The sequence below is a fragment of the Thioalkalivibrio sp. ALE20 genome, assembly GCF_000381405.1.
GTDB lineage: Bacteria > Pseudomonadota > Gammaproteobacteria > Ectothiorhodospirales > Ectothiorhodospiraceae > Thioalkalivibrio.
Genome location: NZ_KB906471.1, coordinates 566,771 through 590,978, shown reverse-complemented (window position 1 = coordinate 590,978; position 24,208 = coordinate 566,771). Strand labels below are relative to the sequence as shown.

Genomic DNA, 24,208 nt, shown 5'->3' with positions numbered 1-24,208 from the left:
GGGATCCAGCATGAATGCATTGATCGAGTCCCTGGCGGGCGAGCGCTTCGCCGGGTTTCTGGACGCGGGCGGGCCCGTGGTGGCCATCCTGCTGGTGGCGTCGGTGGTGGCACTGGCGTTCGTACTGGTAAAACTCTGGCAGCTCTGGCAGCTGCGGGTGACCGACGTGCGTCCGGCCGAACAGGCGCTGGAACTGTTCCACGGTGGGGACCCGGAGGCCGCCATTCGGCATGCCGAAGCCACGCCCAACCCGGCAGCGCGCGCAGTGGCGCGCGGTATTCGCGGACTGCGCTCCGGCGTGTCCGAAGCCACCGTGAGGGAAGAGGTCGTGCGGTATGGCAACGCGACCATCCAGTCCCTGCGCCAGGGTCTGCGGCCGTTGGAGGTGATCGGTGCGCTGGCGCCGCTGCTGGGTCTGCTGGGGACGGTCATGGGTATGATCAAGGCCTTTCAGGCGCTGGAAGAAGCCGGCAGCCAGGTGGATCCGGCGATCCTGTCCGGCGGCATCTGGGAAGCCCTGCTGACCACCGCCGTGGGCCTGGCCGTGGCGATCCCCGTGGTGGCCGCGCTGAACTGGCTGGAGACCCGCGTGGAGCGGGTGGCACATCGCATGGATGACGCGGTCACGCGGCTGTTCACCGGCCAGCTGATGACCCCGGCCCCGCGCGAGCAGGCCGCGGATGCGGAGCCTACCAGCCAATGACCGGTGCCCCGGCGGAACAGCCGACGCTGGACACCGGTCGCCCGCGCCGGCGTAACCTGATCAGCCTGACGCCGCTGATCGACGTCGTTTTCATTCTGCTGGTGTTCTTCATGCTCGCCTCCAGTTTCCTCGACTGGCGCGCCGTGGAGCTGGAGGCCCCGGCCGAGGCCGGGGGAGCCGGTTCCATGGAAGGCGCAATGCTGGTGGAGGTGCGGCCCGATGACCTGCGTCTGGGCGGCATTGCGGTACCCGCCGCTGAACTGCGCGAACGCGTGTCCGCGCGGCTGGCGGAGGATGCCGACACCCGCGTGCTGGTGATGCCGGTGGCCGGGGTGAACATGCAGCGCACTGTCGATGTCCTCGAGGCGCTGGCCGATGCCGGGGTCCGCGACCTGTCCGTGATCCGGGAGGGTGGCTCATGATCGGCCAGCGACGCCACTTTCATGTCGCGCACCGGCCGCACAACGACGACGAGAGCATACTGCCGCTGATCAACATCGTGTTCCTGCTGCTGATCTTCTTCATGGTGGCGGGGCAGCTGAGCGCGGTGGATCCGTTCGAGGTCGAGCCGGTGGAGTCCGCGGTGGATGGCCAGCCCGGCCCCGACGAATTCATGGTGATCGTGGGCACCGAGGGGCGTCTGGCGGTCAACCAGGACGAGATCGATCTCGAGGGCATGGCGCGTCTGGTGGGTGAGCACCTGCAGCGGCACGGCGATGCGGCGCGGGTGCGGGTGAAGGCCGACGGGCGCGCCGAGGCCGTCGAGGTGGTCGGCATTCTCGAACGCCTGCGCGAGGCGGGCGTGGAGCGTATCGATCTGCTGACCGTGCCGGAGACCTGAAGCATGCAGCCCGGCATTCGACACTGGGTGGTCGCACTGATCCTGGCCGTGGTGCTGCACGGACTGGTCGCGATGGCCCTGTTGCTGCGCGAGCCGCCCACCGGGGCCGAGGACGCCGGGGTCGGCGGCCTGGAGATCTCCATGGCGGCCGGGGGCTCCGCACCCCCGGCCGCCGCGGCGGAGCCGCCCGCGGAGACGGCCGAGGCCGAACCGGTCGAGCCCGAAATGCCCGAGCCCGCCCCGGCCGAGCCGGTCCGGCCGGAGGTGGCCGAGGCTCGGGAGCCGGAACGCCAGCCGGTCCGCGAAGCGGAGGAGGTCGAGCCGGAACCCGAACCGGAACCCGAACCGGAACCCGAGCCGGAACCCGAGCCGGAACCCGAGCCGGAACCCGAGCCGGAACCCGAGCCGGAGCCCGAGCCGGAGCCCGCTGGCACGGCCGAGACGGTCGCCGAAACCGATGCCGTGGCCGATGAGCCGGGCGAAGCGGACCCGGCGGCCGACGAGTCCGGCCCCGCCGGGGACGCGGAGGGGGCTGCCGAGACCGATGCCACGGGCGGCGGCGCCCCCGGGGCGGAGACTGACTACCTTGCCGAACTGCAGGCCTGGATCGAGCGGCACAAGCGCTATCCCAGGGCGGCCCAGCGTCGCCGGCAGGAAGGTACCGTGGAGGTCCGGCTGCAGCTCGCTCGTGATGGCTCGGTGATCGACTACGAGATCCAGGAGAGTTCCGGCTCCGGGATCCTGGATCGCGCGGTGGAAGACATGGTGCAGCGGGCCGACCCGTTCCCGGCGCCGGACAGTATCGGTCTGGACGGCTACGAGATCGTGGTGCCGGTGAATTTTTCGGTGCGCTGACGGACGACGGATCGACGAGTGGTGGAGGTAGGCGAGATGACACGAAAGCGGCAGATTCACGGCGGACTCGCGGCAGGCGTGCTGGGGCTGGTCCTGGCGCTGCCGGCACTGGCGGAGGACAGCGGCGGGATCGGCGTCCAGCTGAACAAGCTGGAGCCCGACGGCGACGACTGTCGCGCCCATCTGGTACTGGAGAACGGCCTGGATCAGGCGCTGGAGTCGCTGCAGCTGGATCTGGTGGTGTTCGGCGATGACGGCATCATCCAGAGCCGGACGCTGCTCGAGATGGCACCGCTGCGGGCGGGGAGCACCTCGGTGCGGGCCTTCCGCATGACGGATACGTCCTGTGATCGCGTCGGGCGCATCCTCGTCAACGACGTCGCCGCCTGCGAGGGCCCCGACGGCGCGGTCGCGGACTGTGCCGACCGCATCCGGCCTGAAAGCCTGGCGGAGCCGCCGCTGATTCGCTGAAGCACCGTTCCGGGAACAGGCGCCGCCAGCCCCTGCCGTTTCTGGTTTTATATGGAGCTATTGAAAACAGTTCTCATTCGCTATAGCATTCCCATACCTTGAGGCCATCTTGCATCGCGGAGCCCCCGCGCAGGATCCTGACAGGGGGCGCAGGCCGCTTCATGGCGCGGCTGCCGGACGCGCGGTGCTCGCCGCAATCAGCAACACAACGAGAACGAGAAGGAGAGTCACGATGCAGGGTGATAAGGAAGTAATCCGTTACCTCAACCAGGCACTCAAGGGCGAACTGACGGCCATCAACCAGTATTTCCTCCATTCCCGCATGTTCCGGGACTGGGGCCTGGAGAAGCTGGCCGCGGCCGAATACGAAGAATCGATCGACGAGATGAAGCATGCGGACGAGCTGATCAACCGCATCCTGTTCCTCGACGGCCTGCCCAACCTGCAGGATCTGGGCACGCTGAGAATCGGGGAGACCACGCGCGAGATCCTCGAGGCGGACCTGGCGCTGGAGCACGAGGGGGAAGCGGTCTACCGCGACGCGATCGCCCACTGTGAACAGGTCCGGGACTACGGGAGCCGCGATCTGCTCCAGAAGATCCTGGACAGCGAGGAAAGCCATATCGACTGGCTGGAGACCCAATTGCAGTTGATCGACCGGATCGGCCTGCAGAACTACGAACAGAGCCAGGCGGGCTCCGCCGAGTAAGGCTCCGGGGCATTGAATGCGGCCGTCCCGCAAGGGGCGGGGCGGCCGGGGAGGCAGAATGAGTTCCAGCGAAAACCGCCACCAGCCGGGATCCGTTCCGGAGCACACCGAGCAGCCCCGTGCCGGGGCCGGGCCGGAAGGCCGGCCCGCCGGCGTTCCACGGGAAATCGCCTCGAGCGACCTGCTGTGTGATGCCGATCGACTGTATATCCGCCATGAAGGCCAGTGCTACACCCTCCGGGTGACGTCCAGCAGGAAGCTGATCCTGACCAAATAAAAGCATTCCACGCCGTGGCGGCCGCCACGGCACCCGCCAGCCAGGGGACCCGCTCCCTCAGCCAGCCATTTTTCGTTACTTGAACCGCGACATGTCACCGGTCGAGGCGGTGCGTTGTCGCGCAAACCGAAGGGAGAAAGAAATGGCTCGCAGAGAACGAATGAGAAGCGTTCATTCCTATAGTTACCGGCGTGAGGCCGGCGTTGATCGGGAGCGCGGAATGGGGCCGGCAAGCTGGCGCCATCGCGCGGTAGCACTGGCGGTCCTGGGCGTCGCCGGGATGCCGATAGCCAACGCTCAGGATGCCGATACCGATCGTCTGGCACCGGTGGAGATCATCGGCGATTCGGCTCAGGCGCGGGAGCTGCCGGGTTCGGGGGCCGTCGTGGAACCCGAACAGCTGGAGCTCGACGGGACGACCGACATCCACCAGGCGCTGAAAACCGTCCCGGGTATGTACGTTCGCGAGGAAGAGGGCTTCGGCCTGCGGCCGAACATCGGGGTGCGTGCCGCACCTCCGGGGCGCAGCAGCAAGGTGACGATCATGGAAGACGGTGTGCTGATGGCGCCGGCGCCGTATTCCAATCCGGCGGCCTATTATTTCCCCACCACCAAGCGCCTCCATTCCATCGAGGTTCTCAAGGGGGCGCCGCTTCTGCGGCACGGGCCGCAGACCACCGGTGGCGTGATCAACCTGCGTTCCACGCCGATTCCGGCGGAACGCGCCGGCAGCATCGAGACCGTGGCCGGGGAGCACGGCGGTCTCGACGTGCACGCGACCTGGGGAGATCGTATCGGTGACTGGAGTTACATGATCGAGACGGTCCAGCGTCGCAGCGATGGTTTCAAGGACATCGACCGCAGCAGCCGTTACACGGGCTTCCGCATCGAGGACTACGTGGCCAAGTTGCGCTGGGACGGGGCGCGCCAGAGCGTTGAACTGAAGGCCCAGCATTCCGAGGAGACGTCCAACGAGACCTATCTGGGCCTGACTGACGATGATTTTTCGCGTGATCCCAATCGCCGTTACGGGCTGTCCGAGATCGACCAGATGAACAACGATCATCAGGGTGTCAGCCTCATTCACGAGTTCGACTGGACCCCGGAAGTGCGGCAGACATCGACCGTCTATCGTAACGAGTTCGCGCGCAACTGGTTCAAGCTCGATGGCAACCTGGTGGCGGACGCCAATGAAGGCGATGCGGACGCGCTTGGTACCTTGCGGGGCACCCGGGACACTACGGGTCTCGAGTACAAGAACAACAATCGGGAGTACGTCTCGCAGGGCGTGCAGACCGAGTTCGATCTGGCGCTCGGCGACCACTGGATCCGGACCGGCGTGCGGTACCACGAAGACGAGATGGATCGGTTCCAGCCCGTGGAGATCTACGATCAGGTCAACGGTTCGCTGGTGCGTCAGGGCCGGGTCGAGCCCTCCGGGGGCAACAATCGTTTCGAGGATGGCGAGGCCTGGAGTCTGTGGGTTACCGACGAGTGGCAGGTGAACGACCGGCTGCGTCTGAATCTGGCCATGCGGTACGAAGACGTGAAGACCTCGCGGGTTCAGTACGCGGACGCCAGCCGCAATACCGTGGACTATCGGCGGTCGAACTCTTACAGCGAATGGCTGCCCGGGGCTTCCATGACCTTTGACGTGGACGATCGCTGGCAGCTGCTGGCCGGTGTGCACCGCGGCTTTTCGCCGGCCGGAGGTGGAGCCGAGTCCGGTACCGCCCCCGAGACCAGTATCAACTGGGAGCTGGGCGGGCGCTATCGCTCCGGGAATCTCTTCGCCGAGGCGATCGGGTTCCACAGTGACTTTACCGACCAGAAGGAAGACTGCTCCGTGGGTTCGCCCTGCTCGGACGGTTCCACCTCGGGCACGTTCACTACCGGCGAGGCGGAGATCTCCGGGGTCGAGGTGCAGGCCGGGACGGAGTTCGCGGCAGGTTCTTTCCAGGTGCCGGTGTCGGCGGCCTACACCTATACCCGGGCGCGCATCAGCAGCGACAACCCGGCCTCGGGCCTGGAAAAGGGCGATCGTCTGCAGGATATCCCGCGCCATCAGCTGAATCTGCGGGCAGGCCTGGAGCATCCGAGCGGGTGGGATAACCACGCGGTGCTGAACTATACCGGTGCTTCCTGCAGCTCCGTTGGCTGTAACAACAGTGATTCGGATTTTGATGAGACCGAATCCCTGATGACCGTCGATCTGGTGAGTCGCTATGCGCTGACCGGGGATACCGACGTGTTCCTGCGGGCCCGCAATGTCTTCGACGAACAGCGTATCGTGGCACGTACGCCTTACGGGGCCCGTCCGAACCAGCCCCGGACGATTTCCGTCGGACTGACGCACCGGTTCTGAGCCGCGGGCGACCTCGCTCGCCGGTTGATCCCGGCAGCAATAAAAAGGCCCGACCGGAGACGGTTTCCGGTCGGGCCCGGTGGCCGGGAAATGCGGTCGCATCGCCCTGGCGGAGCATTCGGGCGGGACGATCAGAACTGGGGTTCGTCGTCGCCTTCCATGTCGCCACCCATGCCGTCGTCCATGCCATCGCCTTCGGGCTCCATTCCCTGGCCACCCATGTCACCTTCCGGCGGGGCGCCTTCCTGCATGCCGCCACCCATGCCGTCCTCGGCCGGCGGCGCGCCTTCTTCCATCTGCTGTTCTTCGAACTCGTCCATGCCCATGTCGTCACCGCCGCAGCCGGCGATCAGCAGGGCAAAGGGCACGATGGCGGTGGCTGCCAGCAGTTTCGTGGAACGTTTCATCAAGGTCCTCCTCATTGGGACAAGGGTAAGAATCAGGGACAGGGTCCCGTCACCCCTGCGTCTCCTGCCCCCGGGGGTGAGTTCCTGAGCCGCGCCGGCCGGATCCGCACGCAAGCGGGATGCCGGTGAAAAAAGAGAATGGCGTCACGCTCTGTGGTTCGCGTGCCCGACCGCCGTGGGGGACATCGACGCTGCGTTGTCCGGTCGGTACATTGCCGGCCGACATGTCCCGAACCGAGTTCGCACCATGAATGCATCAAATGATCCGCGCGGGCTGCTCGAGCAGGCGCGCGCGGCCTGGAGGGACGGAGACACCGCGCGGGCGGTGGACCGCTGGCAGCAGGCCGCCACCGCGGGTGATCCGCTCGCGGCCTACAACCTGGGGGTGCTGCTGGATGAAGGCACGCACATGCCGCGCGACCCGGCGCGTGCCGCGATCTGGTATCTGCAGGCGGCCGAGGCGGGCTGGCCGGATGCCGCGTTCAATCTGGCGGTGCTGTTCGAACAGGGCGACGGCGTGGAGGCCAGCCCGAACGAGGCGGCGCGCTGGTTCCATGCCGCCGCCGAGGGCGGCAATCCGCAGGCGATGTTCAACCTTGGCCTGAAGTTCGACGAGGGGCGCGGGTTGCCGCAGGACTCCGAGCAGGCGGCGCAGTGGTATCTGCTGGCGGCCGAGGCCGGCGAGGGCCGCGGGGCCGCCAACCTGGCGCGGCTGTTCGCGATGGGCGAGGGCGTGGAGCGCTCGGATGTCTCCGCCTTCAAGTGGTATGCGATCGCCGCGGAGATGGGCGTGGCCAGTGCGGCGCGCTATCGCGAGCGGGTGGCACGCGAACTCAACGCGGACGAGCGGCTGCATGCGGGGGAGCGGGCGCAGGAGTGGCTGGCGGAGTTCCCGCGGCGGGGAGACGCCTGAGTCCGCAGGGCGGCACCGCCGCGGTCAGACGACGATGTTCAGCTCGCGGCGGGGTTCCTCGGCCGGGCCGGCAAAGCTGAAGGCCAGTTCCACACGCCGGCGCAGGGCTTCGACCCCGGAATCCTCCAGTGCGCCGCCGTCGGCGATGCGCTCCTCGCCCGGACGGGCATCGTCGGCGGTGCCGGACTGAAACGCCTCGATCTCGGCCGCCAGGCGCGCCTGGCTGGCCATTTCGCGGTCGTTGCGGGGCAGAACCAGGTCGGCACGCGGGTCGCCCTCGTCCCCGTTGCGGTTGCGCTGCTGCTCGGCGCGGTCCTCGATCGGACGGCGCGCGGCCCCGGCTTCGGGGTCGTTCAGCGGGCGATCGAACTCCGATGGCGCGGACAGCTGGCCGAGACCCAGGCGGTCCGAACCGCTCGGCCGGGTGGCCGGGACGGTCGGCGGTGCCGGATTGGTCAGCGGTGCTTCCATGGTGTCCCTCGCTTCCGCGTCAGGCGCGGACGTCGAGCAGGCTCCCGATCATGCGGTCTTCGGCTTGCAGGGTCTTCACGTTCGCTTCCACGTGACGCTGGCTCGCGCTCATCTCGACCATCGCCGTGTTGCTCTGGCGGCTGCCGGCGTTCTCGGTGGCCACGGTGTGGGCCTGCTGACGCATCTGCGTCATGCCCTTCTGGATGCCCTGCAGGCCGCTGCTGCCGTCGATCATTTTCCGGTCCGGATTCGCACTTGTTTCAAATTATAGACCAGACCCCGAGAGATATGCTAAGGGCGCTCAGGAAGCCGCGGGGGCAGCCCCGAGATGTTCGGCCAGGCGGGCCGTGACCCGTTCGCGGGCCGTGGCCTGTCGTTCCAGCCATCGGGTCAGCCGCGTCTGGCGCTGCCCGGCATCCGGCAGGGTCGAAAGGGTCTCGAGAATCGCCCCGGCCACGGCATCGGGATCTTCTCCGCGGCGGATCAGGCCGGTGGTCTCCGCGGCGCGACGCAGACGGACCTCGTCTTCCGGGGCGTCGCCGCTGGCGGCCGGGCCGGTCACCACGGCACTGCCGCAGGCAAGGGGGCGTGCCAGATCCGGCGGGGTCCGCGTGGCCGCCAGGGTGCCGCCGGGCAGGGTGATGTCGGCGCAGGCGTAGGCGGCCTGCAGGGTCTGCGGATCCTCGATGTAGTAGACCCGGTTCTTGCGCGGGACGTACGACGTCATGAACCGGTTGTGGCGCACGATCGGCAGCGAGTACTTGATTGCGTCGCGGTAGACCGGCTCGTGGCGTTCGGGGTCCGCCGGCGCCAGCAGGAGCAGGGCGGCGGTCTTCTGCAGGACCGCGAACAGTACTGCGAAGGCGAACGCCTCCTCGTCCGGGCCGGTGTTCGGGGCCAGCAGAATCGGGTGGCCGCGCTCGCGGTATTCGGCGAAGCGTTCGCAGAACGCCCGCTCGGGATCCGGGTCTTCCGGTGCGGGGGGCAGGGATATGGCCCCGGCGAGCGGGTCGCCGGTGGTCTCGGCGCCCAGTGCCGGGTCCACGGCGCCATCCCGGGCGGCCAGCACGGTGGCAAAGGGGAGGCCTTCCGGGGCGGGGCCCTCGGCGTTGACCCAGGCCACGCGGGCCCCGGCGGCCACGACGGCCCGCAGCGCCTCGCCGGGGAGATCGACCGGGCCCAGCAGTACCACGGCCCGGGGGCGCAGGCGCGCCAGGCGCACCGGGGCGAGTTCGGGGGGCAGGGCCACCGCCGGCAGATCATCGGGGGCTCCGGGCACGGCGGCCTCCCTGTCACGGGGGGCATCGCTGACGCCCAGCAGCAGCGGGCCCAGGGCCTCGCCGAGACCGGCGAGCCAGTCGGGCGCCCGCGCGAGTTCGCGGTGCGAGGCGATGATCAGGGTGCGGCCGGTGTATGTGGACGGGACCGAGCGGGCCGTGATCCAGGCAGACAAACGTGAGATCATGCGTGATCGGACGCGGGGCGCCGGGTGGTTTGCGAGCCGCCCAGTATAGCGACCCCGCGAGGATTCGCGCAGGGGCGGCTCGGGAGCAGAAGTCGGCATGAATCTACGCTGGACCATCGGGGCGGTCGCCCTCGCGGGCATTCTGGCCCTGGCGATGTTCGTCTACATGCAGCCCGGCGGGCAGCAGACCCGGCAGTTCGACAGTCTGCCCTGGCAGGTGGAGGTGCTGGACCGGCAGCACACGCGGGTGCTGGGGATTACCCTGGGCGAGACCACCATGGCGGATCTCATGGGGCGGTTGCCGGTGCCCGAGATCCGGATGTTCGAGGATCCCGACGGGACGCGCTCGGTGGAGGCGTATTACGTGAATGCCCGCATCGAGCCGTTCGAGACCAACCTGATCCTGCGCCCCGATCTGGACGAGGCCGACCTGGACCGTATCGAGGCGGGGACGACCTCCGAACGGCCGATGCCGTCGGGTGCCCGGCGCTACGGCCTGGACGACGACACCCTTGCATCGCTGGGTAACGTGCCGGTGGTGGAGATGAGCTATATTCCCCGGGCACGCTGGGACGCGGATCTGCTGCGCCGGCATTTCGGCGAGCCGGCCGAGCGCATGCAGATCGACAGCGACCACGCCTACTGGCTGTATCCCGATCAGGGTGTGGCCGTGCTGCTGCCCGACCGCGGACGGCCGACCATGCACTACACCACGCAGGAGCGCTGGAGCCGGGTCGAGCAGCGCCTGCAGGAAGAGGGGCGCCGGCGGCTGGGCGAAGAGGACCACCGGGCGGAGACGCCGTGAGCGACGAACGGCCCTTTTACCAGCGCCCGCTGGAGGAACTCGACGCGGCCGAATGGGAGGCCCTTTGCGACGGCTGCGGGCGCTGCTGCCTGCACAAGTTCGAGGACGAGGATACCGGCGAACTGGCCCACACCTGGCTGGCCTGTGACCTGCTCGACTGCGAGACCGGCCATTGCTCCGACTATGCCCGGCGTCGCGAGTCCGTGCCGGACTGTCTGCAGCTGACCCTGGAGAAGGTGGCGCAATACGACTGGCTGCCGCCCACCTGCGCCTATCGCCTGCGCTTTGCCGGGCAGCCCCTGCCCAGCTGGCACCCGCTGCTGACCGGCGATCCGGACAGCGTGCGCCGCGCCGGGGTGTCGGTGGCCGGGCGGGTCCTGCGCGAATGCGATGCCCCGGATCTGCCGATCATCGATTACGTGGTGGACTGGCCGGGCGAGGTTCCGCTGGCCGCCCGCCTGTTGCAGCCGGCGTCGGAGCCGGAGGGTGACTCAACCGCAAAATAGAGCGGAGGTGGGGATCGGATCATGTCTTCCCCGTTCATCGACCTGTTCGTCTACGGCACGCTGAAGCGCGGTTATGCCAACTTTGCCGCGCATTGCGGCCATGCCCTGGAGGTGGTTCCGGCGAGCGTGCCCGGCTGGCTGTATCACCTGCCCCATGGGTACCCCGGGGCGGTCATTGCGCAGGAACGTATCCTGGCCGAGGGGTCGGACGACCCGGAGGCCGATGCGGCCCTGCAGTGGCGGCATGACCCTCCGGCCAGCCCGGCGCCGGTCTCCGGTTACGACCGCATTCAGGGCGAGATCATGCGTCTGCCCGAGCCACGCCGCAGTCTGCCGCCGGTGGATCGTCTGGAGGACTTCCGGGCGGACGGGCGGGGCATGTATCGCCGCGCCCTGGTACTCGCCGATCCCGACCCCTCTTCCGGTTCCGGGCCTGCGTCGGGGCCGCGTCCGGTGTGGATGTACTGGATGCCCGAAATCCCCGCCGGCCGGTATCTGCGGCGCGGGGTCTGGCCCGAGGGGTGATCAGCCGTCGCGCAGTGCGGCCGCCAGTTGCCGGGGCGCGGTGCCGGTCTGGCCATCCAGGTAGGTGGCCAGGCGCTGCGAGAAATCCGCCGGCACCGAGTCGCGTACCGCGTCCATCGCCTCCAGCCACTGCCAGCGCGCCGCCAGGCGCGGGAAGGATTCGGGGTCCCAGGGGCTGTCCTCGTGGGTGAGCAGCGCGTAGCGCATCAGCAGCGGCGCCAGGGTCGCATCCACCAGCGAGAACTCCACTCCGGCCAGCGTGCGGTCGCCGGCCATCTGGCGTTCCAGTCGCTCCAGACCTCGTGCCGCCTCGTGTGCGGCCCGTTCGAAGGCGTCCTCGTCGGCTGCGGTCATCCAGCGGTACTGCGCGAAGGTCTGTTCCGACAGGTACTCGATCCAGGCGCGGGCCCGGGCGCGTTCCAGCGGTTCCGGAGGCAGGCGTTCGGGCGGGGTAACGGCGTCGATGTATTCGTTGATGACTGCCGATTCGAACAGGACCGTGTCCCCGTTCACGATCAGGATCGGGACCTTGCCCAGCGGCGAGCGTTCCCGGAACCAGTCGGGCGGGTCGGCGAGGTCGATGCGGGTGAGTTCGTACGGCGCTGCCTTGTAATTCAGCGTGATGAGGCTACGCTGGACGAAAGGACAAATATCGAAGCTGACCAGGTGCAGATGCGGAAAGTCCATGGCATGGCCCGGTGGCCCGCGGGCCACCGGTTCCCCCTCCGGAAATATCGGTGCATGAAGGCGGCATTCTGGTCGCTCCGGTCCGCGGATAAAAGCCCGGGCCGACTACCGGTCGCCGGTGCGCGCGGGGCGCCCGCAGTGCTCGCGCGGGGGTGCTCATGAGCCGGACGGGTCCAGCGGCGGCGCCTGCGTCCAGCCTGCGTCTGGACAAGTGGCTGTGGGCGGCGCGTTTCTTCAAGACCCGCGCCCTGGCGACGGAGGCGGTGTCCGGCGGCAAGGTCCATGTCAACGGCGAGCGCTGCAAGCCCGCGCGCAAGCTGCATCCGGGGGATCGCGTGCGGGTGCACAAGGGGAGCTGGTCCATGGAGGTCGACGTGGTGGCGCTGGATGATCGGCGGCGCCCGGCGACCGAGGCGGAGCAGCTCTATACCGAAACCCCGGAGAGCCGCGAGTCGCGCGAGCAGGAGGCATCCCGCCGGCGGCTGGAACGCGAGGCACGGGCCCCGGCGCCCTCGGGGCGTCCGGACAAACGCGAGCGCCGCAAGATCCGGCGTTTCGTGCGGCAGGATCAGGGAGGAACCGATGAGTGACCGACGCCCGCGTACGCCGGCCCTGGCGGTGGATCTGGTGATCCGGCATGCCGCCGAGCCCGGCCGGATCCTGGTCATCGAGCGTCACAACCCGCCGCACGGGTGGGCGCTTCCCGGGGGCTTTGTCGACGTGGGCGAGAGCGCGGAACATGCCGCCGTGCGGGAGGCCCGCGAGGAAACCGGTCTGCAGGTCGAACTGCAGGCCCTGCTGGGGGTGTATTCGGCGCCCGATCGCGACCCCCGCGGGCACACCGTGAGTGTGGTGTATCTGGCTCAGGGGAACGGTCAGGCGCGGGCCGCCGACGATGCGCGCGACTGTGCCTGGCTGGACCCGGACGACCCCGGTCTGCCACTGGCCTTCGATCACCGCCGTATCGTGGACGACTACCTGCGCTATCGCCTTACCGGCGAAGTGGCTCCCCTGAGAACAAGGACGGATTAGCTGTTAAGATACGCCACCGAAGCCATTTTGACGGCCCTGCGTGACCCGCCCTGATACCGAAATCCCGGCCCCGGCCGAAACTGACCCCCGCGACGACGCCCCGCGCGCCGGCGACGCATCGGTCGTGCCTCGCGTCTACAGCCGCGAGGAGCACGGCATCTCGCGTGCGGCCATCGACAACAACGCGCTCAAGGTGCTCTACCGCCTGCGTGACGCGGGCTACCGCGCCTGTCTGGTCGGCGGCGGGGTGCGCGACCTCCTGCTGGGGCGTGAACCCAAGGACTTCGACGTGGCCACCGACGCCACCCCCGAAGAGGTCCGCGGGGAGTTCCGCAACTGCCGACTGATCGGTCGGCGGTTCCGGCTGGCTCACGTGCTGTTCGGCCGCGAGGTGATCGAGGTCGCGACCTTCCGTGCTCCGCACGATGCCGGTGGGGACGATGACGACGACGACGGCGACGTGGCCCTGAGCGACGACGGCCGCATCCTGCGCGACAACCGCTACGGCACCATCGAGCAGGACGCCCTGCGGCGCGATTTCAGCATCAACGCGCTGTACTACGACATCAACGACTTCTCGGTGCTGGACTACACCGGCGGCGTCGAGGACCTGCGCGAGGGCGTTCTGCGCCTGATCGGCGACGATCCCGAGACGCGGCTGCGCGAGGATCCGGTGCGCATGCTGCGGGCGGTGCGTTTCTCCGCCAAGCTGGGGCTGCGCATCGACCCGGCGGTGGACGAGGCGATGCACCGGCTGGCACCGCTGATGCAGGAAGTCGCGCCGGCACGCCTGTTCGACGAGGTGATCAAGCTGTTCCACAGCGGCGAGGCCGTCACCTGCCTCGACGAGCTCGAACGCTTCGGTCTGTTCGAGGCGATGTTCCCGTCCACCGCCGAGGCCTTCGACGACCCCGACGATCCCGAGGCCGGTCTCAGCCAGCGCGCCTTCCTGGTCGAGGCGCTGCGCAACACCGACAAGCGGCTGGCCGAGGACCAGGGCGTGCACCCGGCGTTTTTGTATGCCGCGCTGATGTGGGCGCCGCTGCACTGGGAGGCCACGGCGCGCATCGAGGAAGGCGAGGATCCGGCGCCGGCCTGGGATCAGGCGATGTCCCAGATCCTCGAGGAACAGGGCGAAACCGTCACTATCCCGCGGCGTTTTGCCCTGGTGATCCGCGAGATCTGGGAGATGCAGAACCGGCTGGAGACCCACTCCGGGGCGCGCGCCCTGAAGCTGCTGACGCATCCGCGCTTCCGCGCCGGTTACGATTTCTACTGCCTGCGGGCGCAGGTGGGCGAGGCCGACGAGCAGATCTGCAGCTGGTGGACCGAACTGCAGGAAAAGGACGAAGCCGGACGCAAGGAAATGACCGGGGCCTCCGGCGGGGATGGCAAGCGCAAGCGCCGCAAACGCAAGCCGCGGGGTCGCGCCGGCGGCTCGGGCGGGAAGAAGGCGGGGGAAGACTCGGCATGACCCGGATCCAGTCCGGCGGGCGCACTGCGGCCGTGTCGGCCTACATCGGCATCGGCGCCAACCTGGGGGATCCGGTGGCACAGGTTCGCGGCTCTTTCGCCCGTCTTGCCCGCGAGGTGCCCGGGACGCGTCTGGCCGGGCGCTCGCGGCTGTACCGCAATCCGCCGATGGGACCGCCGGAGCAGCCGGACTACGTCAATGCCGTGGCCCGGCTGCACACCCGACTGACGCCGCGCGAACTGCTGCATGCGCTGCAGGCCATCGAACAGCGCTGCGGGCGCGTGCGCGACGGCCAGCGCTGGGGGCCGCGGCTGCTGGATCTGGATCTGCTGCTGTACGGCGACCGGGTGCTGAACGAGCCGGGGCTGGCGGTGCCGCATCCGGGGGTGGCCGAGCGCAATTTCGTGGTCCTGCCGCTGCAGGAGCTGGCACCGGGGCTGGAGATCCCCGGGCGCGGCCCGCTGGCGGCGCTGGCCCGTGCCTTTGATCCGGCCGCCCTGATCCCGGTGGAGGAGTCGGGCGACAGCGCAGCGGAGGCCAACGCGGGGGAGCCACCACCGGGCCGTCGCGCGGGGGCGGGCGCATGAGCCTCGCGGATTTCGACTTTATTGCGGTCGAGGGGCCGATCGGCGTCGGCAAGTCCTCGCTGGCGCAGCGGCTGGCGGAACACCTGCGGGCGGAGCTCCTGCAGGAGGCCCCCGACGAGAACCCGTTCCTGGAACGTTTCTATCAGGATCCGGCCAAGCATGCCCTGGCCACCCAGCTGTATTTCCTCGTGCAGCGCGTGCGCCAGCTGACCCCGGTGGCGCAGAAGGGGCTGTTCCAGCAGGCGCATGTCGCCGACTACCTGATGGACAAGGACCCGCTGTTCGCCGAACTCAATCTGGCCCCGGACGAGCTGGAGATCTACCACGAGATGTTCCGCCGGCTGCGCCAGGGGCTGCCGCAGCCGGATCTGGTGATCTATCTGCAGGCGCCGGTGGACGTGCTGCAGGAACGCATCCGCCAGCGCGGACGGGCCTATGAACGCCGGATCGAAACCGCCTATCTGGAACGGCTGAACGCCGCCTACGCGGATTTCTTCTATCATTTCGAGGGACCGGCGCTGGTGATCGTCAACGCGACCGAGATCGACTGGGTGAACAACCCGGCCGATTTCGACCAGCTGCTGCAGTTTCTCGAACCGATCCAGGGCGGGCGACACTACTTCAACCCGCTGCCGATCACGCTGTAGGGGACACGCATGGGTGCGATCACCGTCAACACCCTGGCCGAGCGTCGGCGGGCCGGCGAGCGCTTTGCCTGTCTGACCGCCTACGACGCCGCGTTCGCGCGCCTGCTGGACGAGCAGGGCGTGGAGGTGATCCTGGTCGGGGATTCGCTGGGCATGGTGGTACAGGGACATGCGACCACGCTGCCGGTCACCCTGGAGGACATGGTCTATCACACCGCCGCGGTCGCCCGCGGTACCCAGCAGGCGCTGATCATGGCGGATCTCCCGTTTCTGGGGGATGCCGACCCGGCCACCGCGCTGGCCCAGTCCGGGGCCCTGATGCGGGCCGGGGCGCAGATGATCAAGATCGAATGCGGTGCCTCGCAGATCCCGGTGGTGCAGCGGCTGGTGGACGCCGGCATCCCGGTGTGTGCCCACCTGGGGCTGACCCCGCAGGCGGTGCACCGCATGGGCGGGTACCGCGTGCAGGGCCGCGACGCCGCCGCGGCGGCCGAGCTGGAATCGCTGGCCGGGCGGCTGGAACAGGCCGGGGCCCAGGTCCTGCTGCTGGAGGGCGTGACCGAGGCACTGGCCACCGCGGTGGCGCGGGCGGCCGACGTGCCGGTGATCGGGATCGGGGCCAGCCCGGCCTGCGACGGCCAGGTGCTGGTGATCGCCGACGTGATCGGCCTGACCGCGAATCCGCCGCGCTTCGCCCGCGATTTCCTCGCCGAGGGCGGCTCGCTGGCCGGAGCGGTGCGGGCCTATGTCGGAGCGGTGCGCGAGGGGCGCTTCCCGGAATCCGGCGTGCATACCTTTTTGTAGAGAACCCCGGTTCAGACGAGGCTCGGGACGGCCATGAGAATCCTTCGAGATCGACCCCAGATCCAGGCGATGCGCCGCGAATGGTCGCGCCGTGGCGGGCAGGAGACCATTGCCCTGGTGCCCACCATGGGGCACCTCCACGAAGGGCACATGGCACTGGTGCGCGAGGCGCGGGCGCGGGCGTCGCGCGTGGTGGTGTCGATCTTCGTCAATCCGCTGCAGTTCGACCGCGAGGAAGACCTCGCGAACTACCCGCGCAGCCTCGAAGAAGACTCCCGCCGGCTGGCGGATGCCGGCGTCGACGCCCTGTTCTGCCCGGACGAATCGGTGATGTACCCGGACGACGGGCTGCCGCCGGTGAAGGTGGTCGTGCCGGTGCTGTCGGAGATCCTCGAGGGGGCGTTCCGTCCGGGCCATTTCGACGGTGTGGCGACGGTGGTCGCCAAGCTGTTCAACCTGGTGCGCCCCGACATCGCCCTGTTCGGCGAGAAGGATTACCAGCAGTTCCGCCTGATCGAGCGCATGGTCGGCTCGCTGGACATGCCGGTGCGGGTGGATGCGGTGCCGACCGTGCGCGAGTCCGACGGGCTGGCCTGTTCCTCGCGCAACAGTCTGCTCTCGGCCGAGTCGCGCGCGCGGGCGCCGGCGCTCAAGCGCGTGCTCGACGAGGTCGCCATCGTCTGCCGGCGCGACCGCAGCGGCGCGGCCGACCGCGTCACCGAGATCGAGGCCGAGGCCTGTGATCGTCTGCGCGAGGCCGGGCTGGACGCCGAATACGTGGCCATCCGCCGGGCGATGGATCTCGCCGAGCCGGTAGCCGGCGAGGCCCTGTGCGATCAGGACCTCGTGATCCTCGGGGCCGCCTGGCTGGACAGCGTGCGCCTGATCGATAATCGCCGGCCCTGAGTCGGACGCGGGACATTGCCGCTCCCGCGTGCATCGCGCATAATTCCCGGCGCCGTGAAAAGACCGTTCGCCGACGGAAGACGCTTATGCTGGTCACCATGCTCAAGGGCAAGCTGCACAAGGCCCGAGTCACGCACTGTGAGCTCGAGTACGAGGGGTCCTGCGCGATCGATACGCGTCTGCTGGAGGCCTCCGGGATCCTGCCGTTCGAGCAGATCCAGATCTACAACGTGGACAACGGCGAACGCTTCACCACATACGCGATCGAGGCGGAAGCCGGGTCCGGGGTGATCTCGGTCAATGGCGCCGCTGCGCACAAGGCATCGGTGGGCGATCGCGTGATCATCTGTGCCTACGGCCAGCTGGATGCCGCCGAGGCGCGCGAGTTCACCCCCGATCTGGTGTATCTCGACGCCGACAACGCCATCGCCCGGACCGGGCACGATATCCCCGTCCAGGCCGCCTGAGTACGGCATTATTGGCCCGGGGCCCTGCATGAGCCCCGGGCCCCGGCCAGTGCGTGTCCCGCTCCGGTCTCAGCCGGTGTTGCGCATACCCGCGGCGATCGCGTTGATCGAGCGCAGCAGCGGCGAGATCCAGGGGTTCTCCCGGGCGTCCCCGTTCCCTTCGTTCTCGGCCTCGAAACCCCGTGACTGGCGCAGCAGGTGGATCTGGATGCTGTTGAGCGGATCCAGATAGGGGTTGCGCCGCTGCAGCGAGCGCGCCAGCAGAGGCGTTTCTTCCATCAGCCCGTCCAGCTGAGCCACCCGCAGCACCTCGTTGACGGTGCGGCTGTGTTCCTCGCGTACCCGCGAATAGATGCGCTCGGACAGGTCGGTGTCGTGCGACAGCCGGGCGTACTCGGCGGCGGTGCGCATGTCGGCCTTGGTCAGGGCCATCTGGCAGTTGGACAGCAGCGAACGGAAGAACGGCCACTCCTGATACATGCGCTGCAGCTGTTCCAGGCGTGCCGGATCGTCGCCGCGCCAGCGTTGCAGCGCGGTGCCGATGCCGTACCAGGCCGGCAGGGTGTGGCGCGACTGGGCCCAGCCGAAGACCCACGGGATCGCACGGATGGAGCTCTTGGACCGGTCGGTCTTGCGCCGGTGCGAGGGCCGCGAGCCGATGTTGAGATAGCCGATTTCCTGCACCGGCGTGATCTCGTAGAAATAGTCGAGGGTGCCCGGGGTGTGGTCGATCAGGTCGCGATAGGCCTCCTCGCCCAGACGCGCCAGTTCCTCCATGGTCTCGCGGTAGTCGTCACGGTCGCAGCGCGGCGGGCGGATCAGGCTGCGCGAGGCGAGCATCAGCCCGGTCGCGCCCATGCCCAGCTCGTACACCGCGGTCTCCACGTTGGAGTACTTGTACGACAGTACCTCGCCCTGTTCGGTGAACTTGATGCCGCCCTGCACGGTGGCCGGGGGCTGGGCAAGGATGGATTCGTGGGTCGGGCCGCCGCCACGCCCGACGGTGCCGCCGCGACCATGGAACAGCTGGCAGCGCACGCCGTAGCGGTCGGTGATGCCGACGATCTTCTTCTGCGCCTCGTACAAGTTCCAGCTGGAGGCCAGGATGCCGCCGTCCTTGCAGGAGTCCGAGTAGCCCAGCATCACGTCCTGGACGTTTCCGGAGGCGGCCAGCAGGCGCGCGTAGACCGGATTCGACAGCAGGCCCTCCAGGACGTCCTCGACGTGCAGGAGGTCCTCGATGGTCTCGAACAGCGGCGAGATGCGCAGGTGGCAGTACGCTCCGGTTTCCGGATCTTCGCCGGCCAGTCCGGCCAGGCGCCCCAGCAGCAGGACTTCCAGCACGTGCGAGGCCGCGTGGGTCATGGAGATGACGTAGGTGCCGATTCCGTCCGGGCCAACCTCGCCGCGCATGCGGCGGATGACCTCGAACACCTCCAGGGTCTCGCGGCTGCGCTCGCCGAGCGTGTTGCGGTCGGGCTGCGGCAGATCGTCACCGCGGCCGATCAGCTCCGCCAGACACTGCTGACGGGCGGGCTCGTCCATGGCCGCGTAGTCCAGGGACGGATCGATGTGGCGCAGGATCTCGGCGACCGCCTCGGTGTGCACGGTGGATTCCTGGCGCACGTCCAGATGGTGCAGGTGGAAGCCGAAGGTCTCGACCAGACGGATCAGGTCGGTGAGCGCGCCGCTGGCGATGTTGCGGTCACCGTGGCTGATCAGGGAGTCGCGGATCAGCTTGAGGTCGTGCAGGAAAGAGTCCGGCGTGGCGTAGGCGCTGTTGGTGGGCAGCACCGCGGCCTCGCCCCGGATCCGCCGGCTGACCGTACCCAGGGTCTCGCGCAGGCGGTAGCGCATGATGTAGAGCTTGCGCCGGTAGGGCTCGGTCTCGAAGCGGTCGGAGGCCCCCTGGAACACCGCGTTGGAGATGGTCGCGTCCGATTTCAGGCTGGCGAGGAATTCGGCCGATGGCTCGCACATGTAGGAGGAGTGCGTGAGGACGTTGCGCAGTTCGTTGACCCGCTTGATGTACTCGCGCAGCACCTGTTCCATCGCCAGACGCGAGGCCAGCGCGGTGACCTCCGGGGTGACGTTGGGGTTGCCGTCGCGGTCGCCGCCGATCCAGGAGCCGAAATGCAGGAACGCAGGGATGCGCACCGGCAGGGAGCCGTCCGGGTTGACCCCGTAGATGCGGCGGATCGCCTTCTCGAGGAAGCGGTAGCTCTGCGGCACCGCCTCGAACAGGCTCTCCTCGAAATAGAACAGGCCGTACTTGATCTCGTCCTGGACCTCCGGCTTCCTCACCCGGACCTCGTTGGTGCGCCACAGGATCTGGATCTGGCCCTCCAGCTCTTCGGTGATCAGGCGACGTTCCTCGTCGCCCAGTCCCGGCTGGTTGAGGCGGTCGGCGGTCTCGAACACCCGGCGCTGATTCTCCATGGTGGTCCGCCGCCGGGCCTCGGTGGGATGCGCGGTGAACACCGGCTGGTAGTGCAGCTGCCCCAGCAGTTCCTCCAGTTCCTGCGCGGTGACGCCGTCGTCGTGCAGTTCGCGCAGGGCCTGGTCGAAGGAGCCCAGCCACAGCGGCTCGCCACTGGAGACCTGGGCGCGGCGCCAGCGGTAGAACAGGTCTTCCTCGGCGATGTTGACCAGCGAGAAGTAGATGCTGAAGGCGCGGATCACGCGCTCGGTCAGGGTCGTGTCGAACTGCGTGATGTCATCCATCAGCCTCTGGCGCAGCTCCGGGTCTTCCTCCTTGCGCAGGCTGACAAATCCACGGCGCAGGGTCTCCACCGCGTCGAAGACGGTCTTGCCCTCGAGTTTCCAGATGACGTTGCCCAGCAATTCTCCGAACAGACGCACGCGCGCGCGCAGTTCCTTGTCCTGGGGCAGGAAACGGTCGTTGTGATCGGCTTGGTTCATGAGGCGGCCCGCGCAGCAGGGGGCCGGCCGCAGCCGGCCCCGCCGTGGTGGTTGCTTGCCTGCCGGCCCGTGCCGGTCGGCGGCGAAAGCCGGCGATTATAGCGCAGATGCGCCTGCGCGCGCCCGGGGGCGGTGTGCGCGATAGAGTTCGAGATAGGCCCCTGCGGCGACCTGCCAGTCGAAGTTCTGCTGCATTCCGGTGCGCATCAGCTGTTCCCAGCGGCCGTCGGCGCGGGCGTGGTAAAGCGCCAGGGCCCGCTCCAGGGCGTCGCCGAGCGCCGGGATGCTGTCCGGGGTGAAGCTGAAACCGGTGGCGCGGCCGTCTTCCAGGGTTTCGGGGGTGGCGTCGACCACGGTATCGGCCAGGCCGCCGGTGGCATGCACCACCGGCGGGGTGCCATAGCGCAGGCTGTAGAGCTGGTTGAGCCCGCAGGGCTCGAAGCGCGACGGCATCGCGAACAGGTCGGCACCGGCCTCGATCTGATGGGCCAGCGGTTCGTCGTAGCCGATGTGGACACCCACCCGACCCGGGTGGGCCCGCGACAGGGCGCCCGCGGCGTGCTCCAGATCGGTCTGCCCGGAGCCGACCAGCGCCAGCTGAATGCGCCCGGCCTCGGCCACCGGGGCGGCCACCGCCAGCAGCAGGTCCATGCCCTTCTGCTCGACCATGCGCCCGACGTGACCCAGCAGCGGGATGTCCGGGTCTTCGGCCAGTCCCAGGCGACGCTGCAGGGCGGCCTTGCAGGTGGCCTTGCCGGAGAGGTCGTCGGGCCCGTAGGCGGCGGCGATGTGCGGATCGCGGGCCGGGTCCCAGGCGCGGTAGTCGACGCCGTTGAGGATGCCGTGGAACACGTTGGCCCGCGCGCGCAGCACGCCGTCCAGGCCCATGCCGTGTTCCGGTTGTTGGATCTCGCGGGCATAGGTGGGCGAGACGGTGGTGATGGCGTCGCTGAACATCAGCCCGGCCTTCATGAAGGACAGCTGCTGGTGGAACTCGACGCCGTCCGGGTGCCAGAGCTCGGCGGGCAGCCCCAGCGCGGTCGCGGTTTCGGCAGGGAACAGGCCCTGGTAGGCCAGGTTGTGGATGGTGAACACCGACGCCGGTGCATCCCGCGTGCCGCAGGCCTCGCGCAGGTAGATCGGCAGCAGGCCGCATTGCCAGTCGTTGCCGTGGACGATCTCCGGGGTCCAGTTCAGCCCGGCGTCATCCGCGGCCACTCGGGCCACCGCACGGGCGAAGCCGGCGAAGCGCTGCGCGTTGTCCGGCCAGTCCTGGTCGTTGGAGGCGGTGTACGGGTTGCCGGCGCGCTGGAAATATTCCGGCCAGTCGACCAGGTAGACCGGCATGCGCGTGCCCGGTAGATGGCCCTCGATCAGCTGCCACGGAGCGTCTTCCGGTCCCGGGTGGGTGACCGGCCGGCGCAGGCGCTGCACCGCCTCGGGGTAGGCCGGCAGGATCAGGCGCGCGTCCTGTCGCCGGCGCCGCAGGGCGACAGGCAGGCTGGCGCTGACATCGGCGAGACCGCCGGTCTTGACCAGACCGTAGACCTCGCTGGTGGCAAAGAGGATGCGCATGACGGCTTCTCCGTGACGGGGCGTCCAGTGTAACGCAGTCGCAGGCGGTTCACGGCCGCGCAGGCTGACGGGCGCCGGGTCGCGGATTATGCTGGACCCGTATCCACGACGCGAGTTAAGTGCATGAACCGTTCCGATCGAATCGCCGCGCGCGAAGCCCTGCAGAACGAAGCCCGGCGCCTGGAGCAGGAGCACCTGCGCGAACTGCTGGCGCGTGAGCCGGAACGGGTGGAGCGTGATGTCCGCGAGGTGGCCGACCTGCGCCTGGACTGGACGCGCCAGCGGCTCGATGCCGATGCCTGGGAGGCGCTGTTCGCGGCGGCGCGGGCCGCCGATATCCCTTCGGCGCTGGAGCGGCTGTTCGGCGGCGAGCGGGTGAACGTGACCGAGGGGCGGGCCGCACTGCACACCGCGTTGCGCCTGCCCCGCGAGGCCCGCTGCGAGCTGGACGGCGAAGACGTGGTGCCGGCAGTGCATGCGGTCCTGGACCGGGTGGAGGCCTTCGTGCGGGAGGTGCAGGACGGGACCCACCGGGGGTTCACCGGGCGGGCGATCGACACGGTGGTGAACATCGGGATCGGCGGCTCCGATCTGGGGCCGCGGATGGTTTGCCGGGCGCTTGCCGAGCATGCACGCGCGACCGCCGATGGGAGTCCGCCGGAGATGCACTTCGTTTCCAACATTGATGGCGAGGCCCTGTGGCAGGTGCTGCGTCAGGTGGATCCGGAGACGACTCTGTTCGTAGTGGCCTCCAAGACCTTCACCACCCAGGAAACCCTGACCAATGCCCGGGCCGCGCGGGACTGGCTGGTGCGCCATGCTGGTGGTGACGAGTCCGCGGTCGCGGCCCATTTCGTGGCGGTGTCCACCGCGCGCGAGCGGGTTGCCGAATTCGGGATCGCCCCCGAGCGCATGTTCGGTTTCTGGGACTGGGTCGGCGGTCGCTATTCGGTGTGGTCGGCGATTGGCCTGCCGGTGGCGCTGATGCTGGGCATGGACGGTTTCCGCCGGTTCCTGGCCGGAGCCCATGCGATGGACGAACACGTGCGCACCGCGACGCTGGAGGACAACGCGGCGGTGCGCATGGCGCTGGTGGACCTGTGGAATCAGGACACCCAGGGAGCGGAGTCACGCGCAGTGCTGCCCTACGACGAGCGGCTGTATTTCCTGCCGCCGTATCTGCAGCAGGCGGAGATGGAGAGCCTGGGCAAGCGGGTGCGGCTGGACGGCACGCCGGTGGAGGGGGATACCGGGGCGCTGGTCTGGGGCGCGGTGGGCACCGACGGGCAGCATGCGTTCTATCAGCTGCTGCATCAGGGTACGCGGCGGGTGCCGGCGGAATTCATCGGCGTTGCGCGCGCCGAACACGACCTGCCGCAACAGCACCCGATGCTGCTGGCCAATCTGGTGGCCCAGGCCGAGGCGCTCGCCCTGGGGCGCAGCGAGGACGAGGCCCGGGCGGAGATGGCCGCCGCCGGTCGCGATGCGGCCGAGATCGAGGCGCTGGCGGCGCATCGCAGCTTCCCCGGCGACCGGCCGAGCACGCTGATCCTGATGGAAGACCTGGATCCGGAGCGCCTGGGGGCGCTGATCGCCCTGTTCGAGCACAAGATCTACGTGCTTGCGAGCCTGTGGGAGATCAACGCCTTCGATCAGTGGGGCGTGGAGCTGGGCAAGCAGCTGGCCGGCCGGGTGCTGGCGGATCTGGACCCGGCCGACGAGCCGGGTCCGCACGACCCGGCAACCACGGCCAGCATCGACTGGCTGCGCCGGCACATGCGCTGAAGCGCCCGC

Annotated in this window: 28 protein-coding genes; 21 read left to right on the top strand and 7 right to left on the bottom strand. The window is 68.8% G+C overall.

The window, feature by feature from the left end; genetic code table 11:
* Positions 1 to 10: 10 nt before the first annotated feature.
* From F790_RS0102850 to F790_RS0102815, 8 genes are all read left to right on the top strand, one after another.
* Complete coding sequence (locus F790_RS0102850) at positions 11 to 703, top strand: MotA/TolQ/ExbB proton channel family protein (RefSeq protein WP_019590793.1); 693 nt, start codon at positions 11 to 13, stop codon at positions 701 to 703.
* Positions 700 to 1,125 carry a biopolymer transporter ExbD gene (locus tag F790_RS0102845; protein WP_019590792.1) on the top strand — a complete coding sequence of 142 codons (426 nt, stop codon included), beginning with the start codon at positions 700 to 702 and terminating at the stop codon, positions 1,123 to 1,125. The genes F790_RS0102850 and F790_RS0102845 overlap by 4 nt, the downstream gene beginning before the upstream one ends.
* Positions 1,122 to 1,544 carry a biopolymer transporter ExbD gene (locus F790_RS0102840; protein ID WP_019590791.1) on the top strand — a complete coding sequence of 141 codons (423 nt, stop codon included), beginning with the start codon at positions 1,122 to 1,124 and terminating at the stop codon, positions 1,542 to 1,544. Before F790_RS0102845 ends, F790_RS0102840 begins: the two co-directional genes overlap by 4 nt.
* Before the next feature lie 3 nt (positions 1,545 to 1,547).
* Positions 1,548 to 2,399 (top strand): energy transducer TonB, encoded by an 852-nt coding sequence (locus F790_RS0102835; protein WP_019590790.1) that lies wholly within the window; start codon positions 1,548 to 1,550, stop codon positions 2,397 to 2,399.
* 36 nt (positions 2,400 to 2,435) lie between these two features.
* Positions 2,436 to 2,870 (top strand): hypothetical protein, encoded by a 435-nt coding sequence (locus tag F790_RS0102830; RefSeq protein ID WP_026332834.1) that lies wholly within the window; start codon positions 2,436 to 2,438, stop codon positions 2,868 to 2,870.
* Positions 2,871 to 3,102: 232 nt separating this feature from the next.
* On the top strand, positions 3,103 to 3,579 hold the full coding sequence (gene bfr / locus F790_RS0102825; RefSeq protein ID WP_019569229.1) for a bacterioferritin: 477 nt from the start codon (positions 3,103 to 3,105) through the stop codon (positions 3,577 to 3,579).
* Positions 3,580 to 3,637: 58 nt separating this feature from the next.
* A complete protein-coding gene (locus F790_RS0102820) occupies positions 3,638 to 3,856 on the top strand; it encodes a hemin uptake protein HemP (protein ID WP_019590788.1) in 219 nt (72 codons plus the stop codon).
* A 220-nt stretch (positions 3,857 to 4,076) separates the two neighbouring features.
* Positions 4,077 to 6,221, top strand: coding sequence for a TonB-dependent receptor domain-containing protein (locus tag F790_RS0102815; protein ID WP_019590787.1), 2,145 nt, complete (start codon positions 4,077 to 4,079; stop codon positions 6,219 to 6,221).
* Between the two features lie 131 nt (positions 6,222 to 6,352).
* Here F790_RS0102815 and F790_RS0102810 read toward each other — a convergent pair whose 3' ends face one another.
* Positions 6,353 to 6,628, bottom strand: a complete 276-nt coding sequence (locus F790_RS0102810; protein ID WP_019590786.1) for a hypothetical protein — start codon at positions 6,626 to 6,628, stop codon at positions 6,353 to 6,355.
* A 247-nt stretch (positions 6,629 to 6,875) separates the two neighbouring features.
* On the opposite strand from F790_RS0102810, the gene F790_RS0102805 reads away from it, so the two are divergent.
* A complete protein-coding gene (locus tag F790_RS0102805) occupies positions 6,876 to 7,541 on the top strand; it encodes a tetratricopeptide repeat protein (RefSeq protein ID WP_018871164.1) in 666 nt (221 codons plus the stop codon).
* Between the two features lie 24 nt (positions 7,542 to 7,565).
* On the opposite strand, the gene F790_RS0102800 is transcribed toward F790_RS0102805, so the two are convergent.
* The 3 genes from F790_RS0102800 to F790_RS0102790 form a co-directional block, all read right to left on the bottom strand.
* Positions 7,566 to 8,012 (bottom strand): hypothetical protein, encoded by a 447-nt coding sequence (locus tag F790_RS0102800; RefSeq protein WP_019021357.1) that lies wholly within the window; start codon positions 8,010 to 8,012, stop codon positions 7,566 to 7,568.
* Positions 8,013 to 8,031: 19 nt separating this feature from the next.
* The gene (locus F790_RS0102795) at positions 8,032 to 8,247 is read right to left on the bottom strand and encodes a hypothetical protein (RefSeq protein WP_018946554.1); all 216 of its coding nucleotides are present in this window, start codon (positions 8,245 to 8,247) and stop codon (positions 8,032 to 8,034) included.
* 66 nt (positions 8,248 to 8,313) lie between these two features.
* Positions 8,314 to 9,477: a hypothetical protein gene (locus F790_RS0102790; protein ID WP_026332832.1), complete on the bottom strand. Its 1,164-nt coding sequence runs from the start codon at positions 9,475 to 9,477 to the stop codon at positions 8,314 to 8,316.
* A gap of 97 nt (positions 9,478 to 9,574) precedes the next feature.
* On the opposite strand from F790_RS0102790, the gene F790_RS0102785 reads away from it, so the two are divergent.
* From F790_RS0102785 to F790_RS0102775, 3 genes are read left to right on the top strand one after another with little or no spacing between them, the layout of a single operon-like run.
* Positions 9,575 to 10,282, top strand: coding sequence for a hypothetical protein (locus tag F790_RS0102785; protein ID WP_018871160.1), 708 nt, complete (start codon positions 9,575 to 9,577; stop codon positions 10,280 to 10,282).
* Positions 10,279 to 10,788 (top strand): YcgN family cysteine cluster protein, encoded by a 510-nt coding sequence (locus tag F790_RS0102780; RefSeq protein WP_019021355.1) that lies wholly within the window; start codon positions 10,279 to 10,281, stop codon positions 10,786 to 10,788. The genes F790_RS0102785 and F790_RS0102780 overlap by 4 nt, the downstream gene beginning before the upstream one ends.
* Before the next feature lie 21 nt (positions 10,789 to 10,809).
* Positions 10,810 to 11,313 carry a gamma-glutamylcyclotransferase gene (locus F790_RS0102775; RefSeq protein ID WP_019590784.1) on the top strand — a complete coding sequence of 168 codons (504 nt, stop codon included), beginning with the start codon at positions 10,810 to 10,812 and terminating at the stop codon, positions 11,311 to 11,313.
* Here F790_RS0102775 and F790_RS0102770 read toward each other — a convergent pair whose 3' ends face one another.
* Positions 11,314 to 12,000 (bottom strand): glutathione S-transferase family protein, encoded by a 687-nt coding sequence (locus F790_RS0102770; RefSeq protein WP_026332831.1) that lies wholly within the window; start codon positions 11,998 to 12,000, stop codon positions 11,314 to 11,316.
* 158 nt (positions 12,001 to 12,158) lie between these two features.
* Between F790_RS0102770 and F790_RS0102765 the strand changes: the two genes are divergently transcribed.
* The 8 genes from F790_RS0102765 (at position 12,159) to panD (ending at position 17,917) form a co-directional block, all read left to right on the top strand.
* Positions 12,159 to 12,590, top strand: a complete 432-nt coding sequence (locus tag F790_RS0102765) for an RNA-binding S4 domain-containing protein (protein ID WP_019589205.1) — start codon at positions 12,159 to 12,161, stop codon at positions 12,588 to 12,590.
* The gene (locus F790_RS0102760; protein WP_018871155.1) at positions 12,583 to 13,032 is read left to right on the top strand and encodes an NUDIX hydrolase; all 450 of its coding nucleotides are present in this window, start codon (positions 12,583 to 12,585) and stop codon (positions 13,030 to 13,032) included. Before F790_RS0102765 ends, F790_RS0102760 begins: the two co-directional genes overlap by 8 nt.
* Before the next feature lie 40 nt (positions 13,033 to 13,072).
* Positions 13,073 to 14,506 carry a polynucleotide adenylyltransferase PcnB gene (gene pcnB, locus F790_RS0102755; protein WP_019590782.1) on the top strand — a complete coding sequence of 478 codons (1,434 nt, stop codon included), beginning with the start codon at positions 13,073 to 13,075 and terminating at the stop codon, positions 14,504 to 14,506.
* On the top strand, positions 14,503 to 15,093 hold the full coding sequence (gene folK, locus F790_RS0102750; protein ID WP_019590781.1) for a 2-amino-4-hydroxy-6-hydroxymethyldihydropteridine diphosphokinase: 591 nt from the start codon (positions 14,503 to 14,505) through the stop codon (positions 15,091 to 15,093). Before pcnB ends, folK begins: the two co-directional genes overlap by 4 nt.
* Positions 15,090 to 15,740 (top strand): deoxynucleoside kinase, encoded by a 651-nt coding sequence (locus F790_RS0102745; RefSeq protein ID WP_018871152.1) that lies wholly within the window; start codon positions 15,090 to 15,092, stop codon positions 15,738 to 15,740. The genes folK and F790_RS0102745 overlap by 4 nt, the downstream gene beginning before the upstream one ends.
* A 9-nt stretch (positions 15,741 to 15,749) precedes the next feature.
* A complete protein-coding gene (gene panB, locus F790_RS0102740; RefSeq protein ID WP_019590780.1) occupies positions 15,750 to 16,544 on the top strand; it encodes a 3-methyl-2-oxobutanoate hydroxymethyltransferase in 795 nt (264 codons plus the stop codon).
* 33 nt (positions 16,545 to 16,577) lie between these two features.
* Positions 16,578 to 17,450: a pantoate--beta-alanine ligase gene (gene panC, locus F790_RS0102735; protein ID WP_026332830.1), complete on the top strand. Its 873-nt coding sequence runs from the start codon at positions 16,578 to 16,580 to the stop codon at positions 17,448 to 17,450.
* 86 nt (positions 17,451 to 17,536) lie between these two features.
* A complete protein-coding gene (gene panD, locus F790_RS0102730) occupies positions 17,537 to 17,917 on the top strand; it encodes an aspartate 1-decarboxylase (protein ID WP_018871149.1) in 381 nt (126 codons plus the stop codon).
* A gap of 69 nt (positions 17,918 to 17,986) precedes the next feature.
* Here panD and ppc read toward each other — a convergent pair whose 3' ends face one another.
* Positions 17,987 to 20,839: a phosphoenolpyruvate carboxylase gene (ppc, locus tag F790_RS0102725; RefSeq protein WP_019590778.1), complete on the bottom strand. Its 2,853-nt coding sequence runs from the start codon at positions 20,837 to 20,839 to the stop codon at positions 17,987 to 17,989.
* A gap of 96 nt (positions 20,840 to 20,935) precedes the next feature.
* Entirely contained in the window at positions 20,936 to 22,414 is a 1,479-nt protein-coding gene (gene glgA / locus F790_RS0102720; RefSeq protein ID WP_019590777.1) for a glycogen synthase GlgA, read from the bottom strand.
* A 123-nt stretch (positions 22,415 to 22,537) separates the two neighbouring features.
* Between glgA and pgi the strand changes: the two genes are divergently transcribed.
* Entirely contained in the window at positions 22,538 to 24,199 is a 1,662-nt protein-coding gene (gene pgi, locus F790_RS0102715) for a glucose-6-phosphate isomerase (RefSeq protein WP_019590776.1), read from the top strand.
* Positions 24,200 to 24,208: the final 9 nt, after the last annotated feature.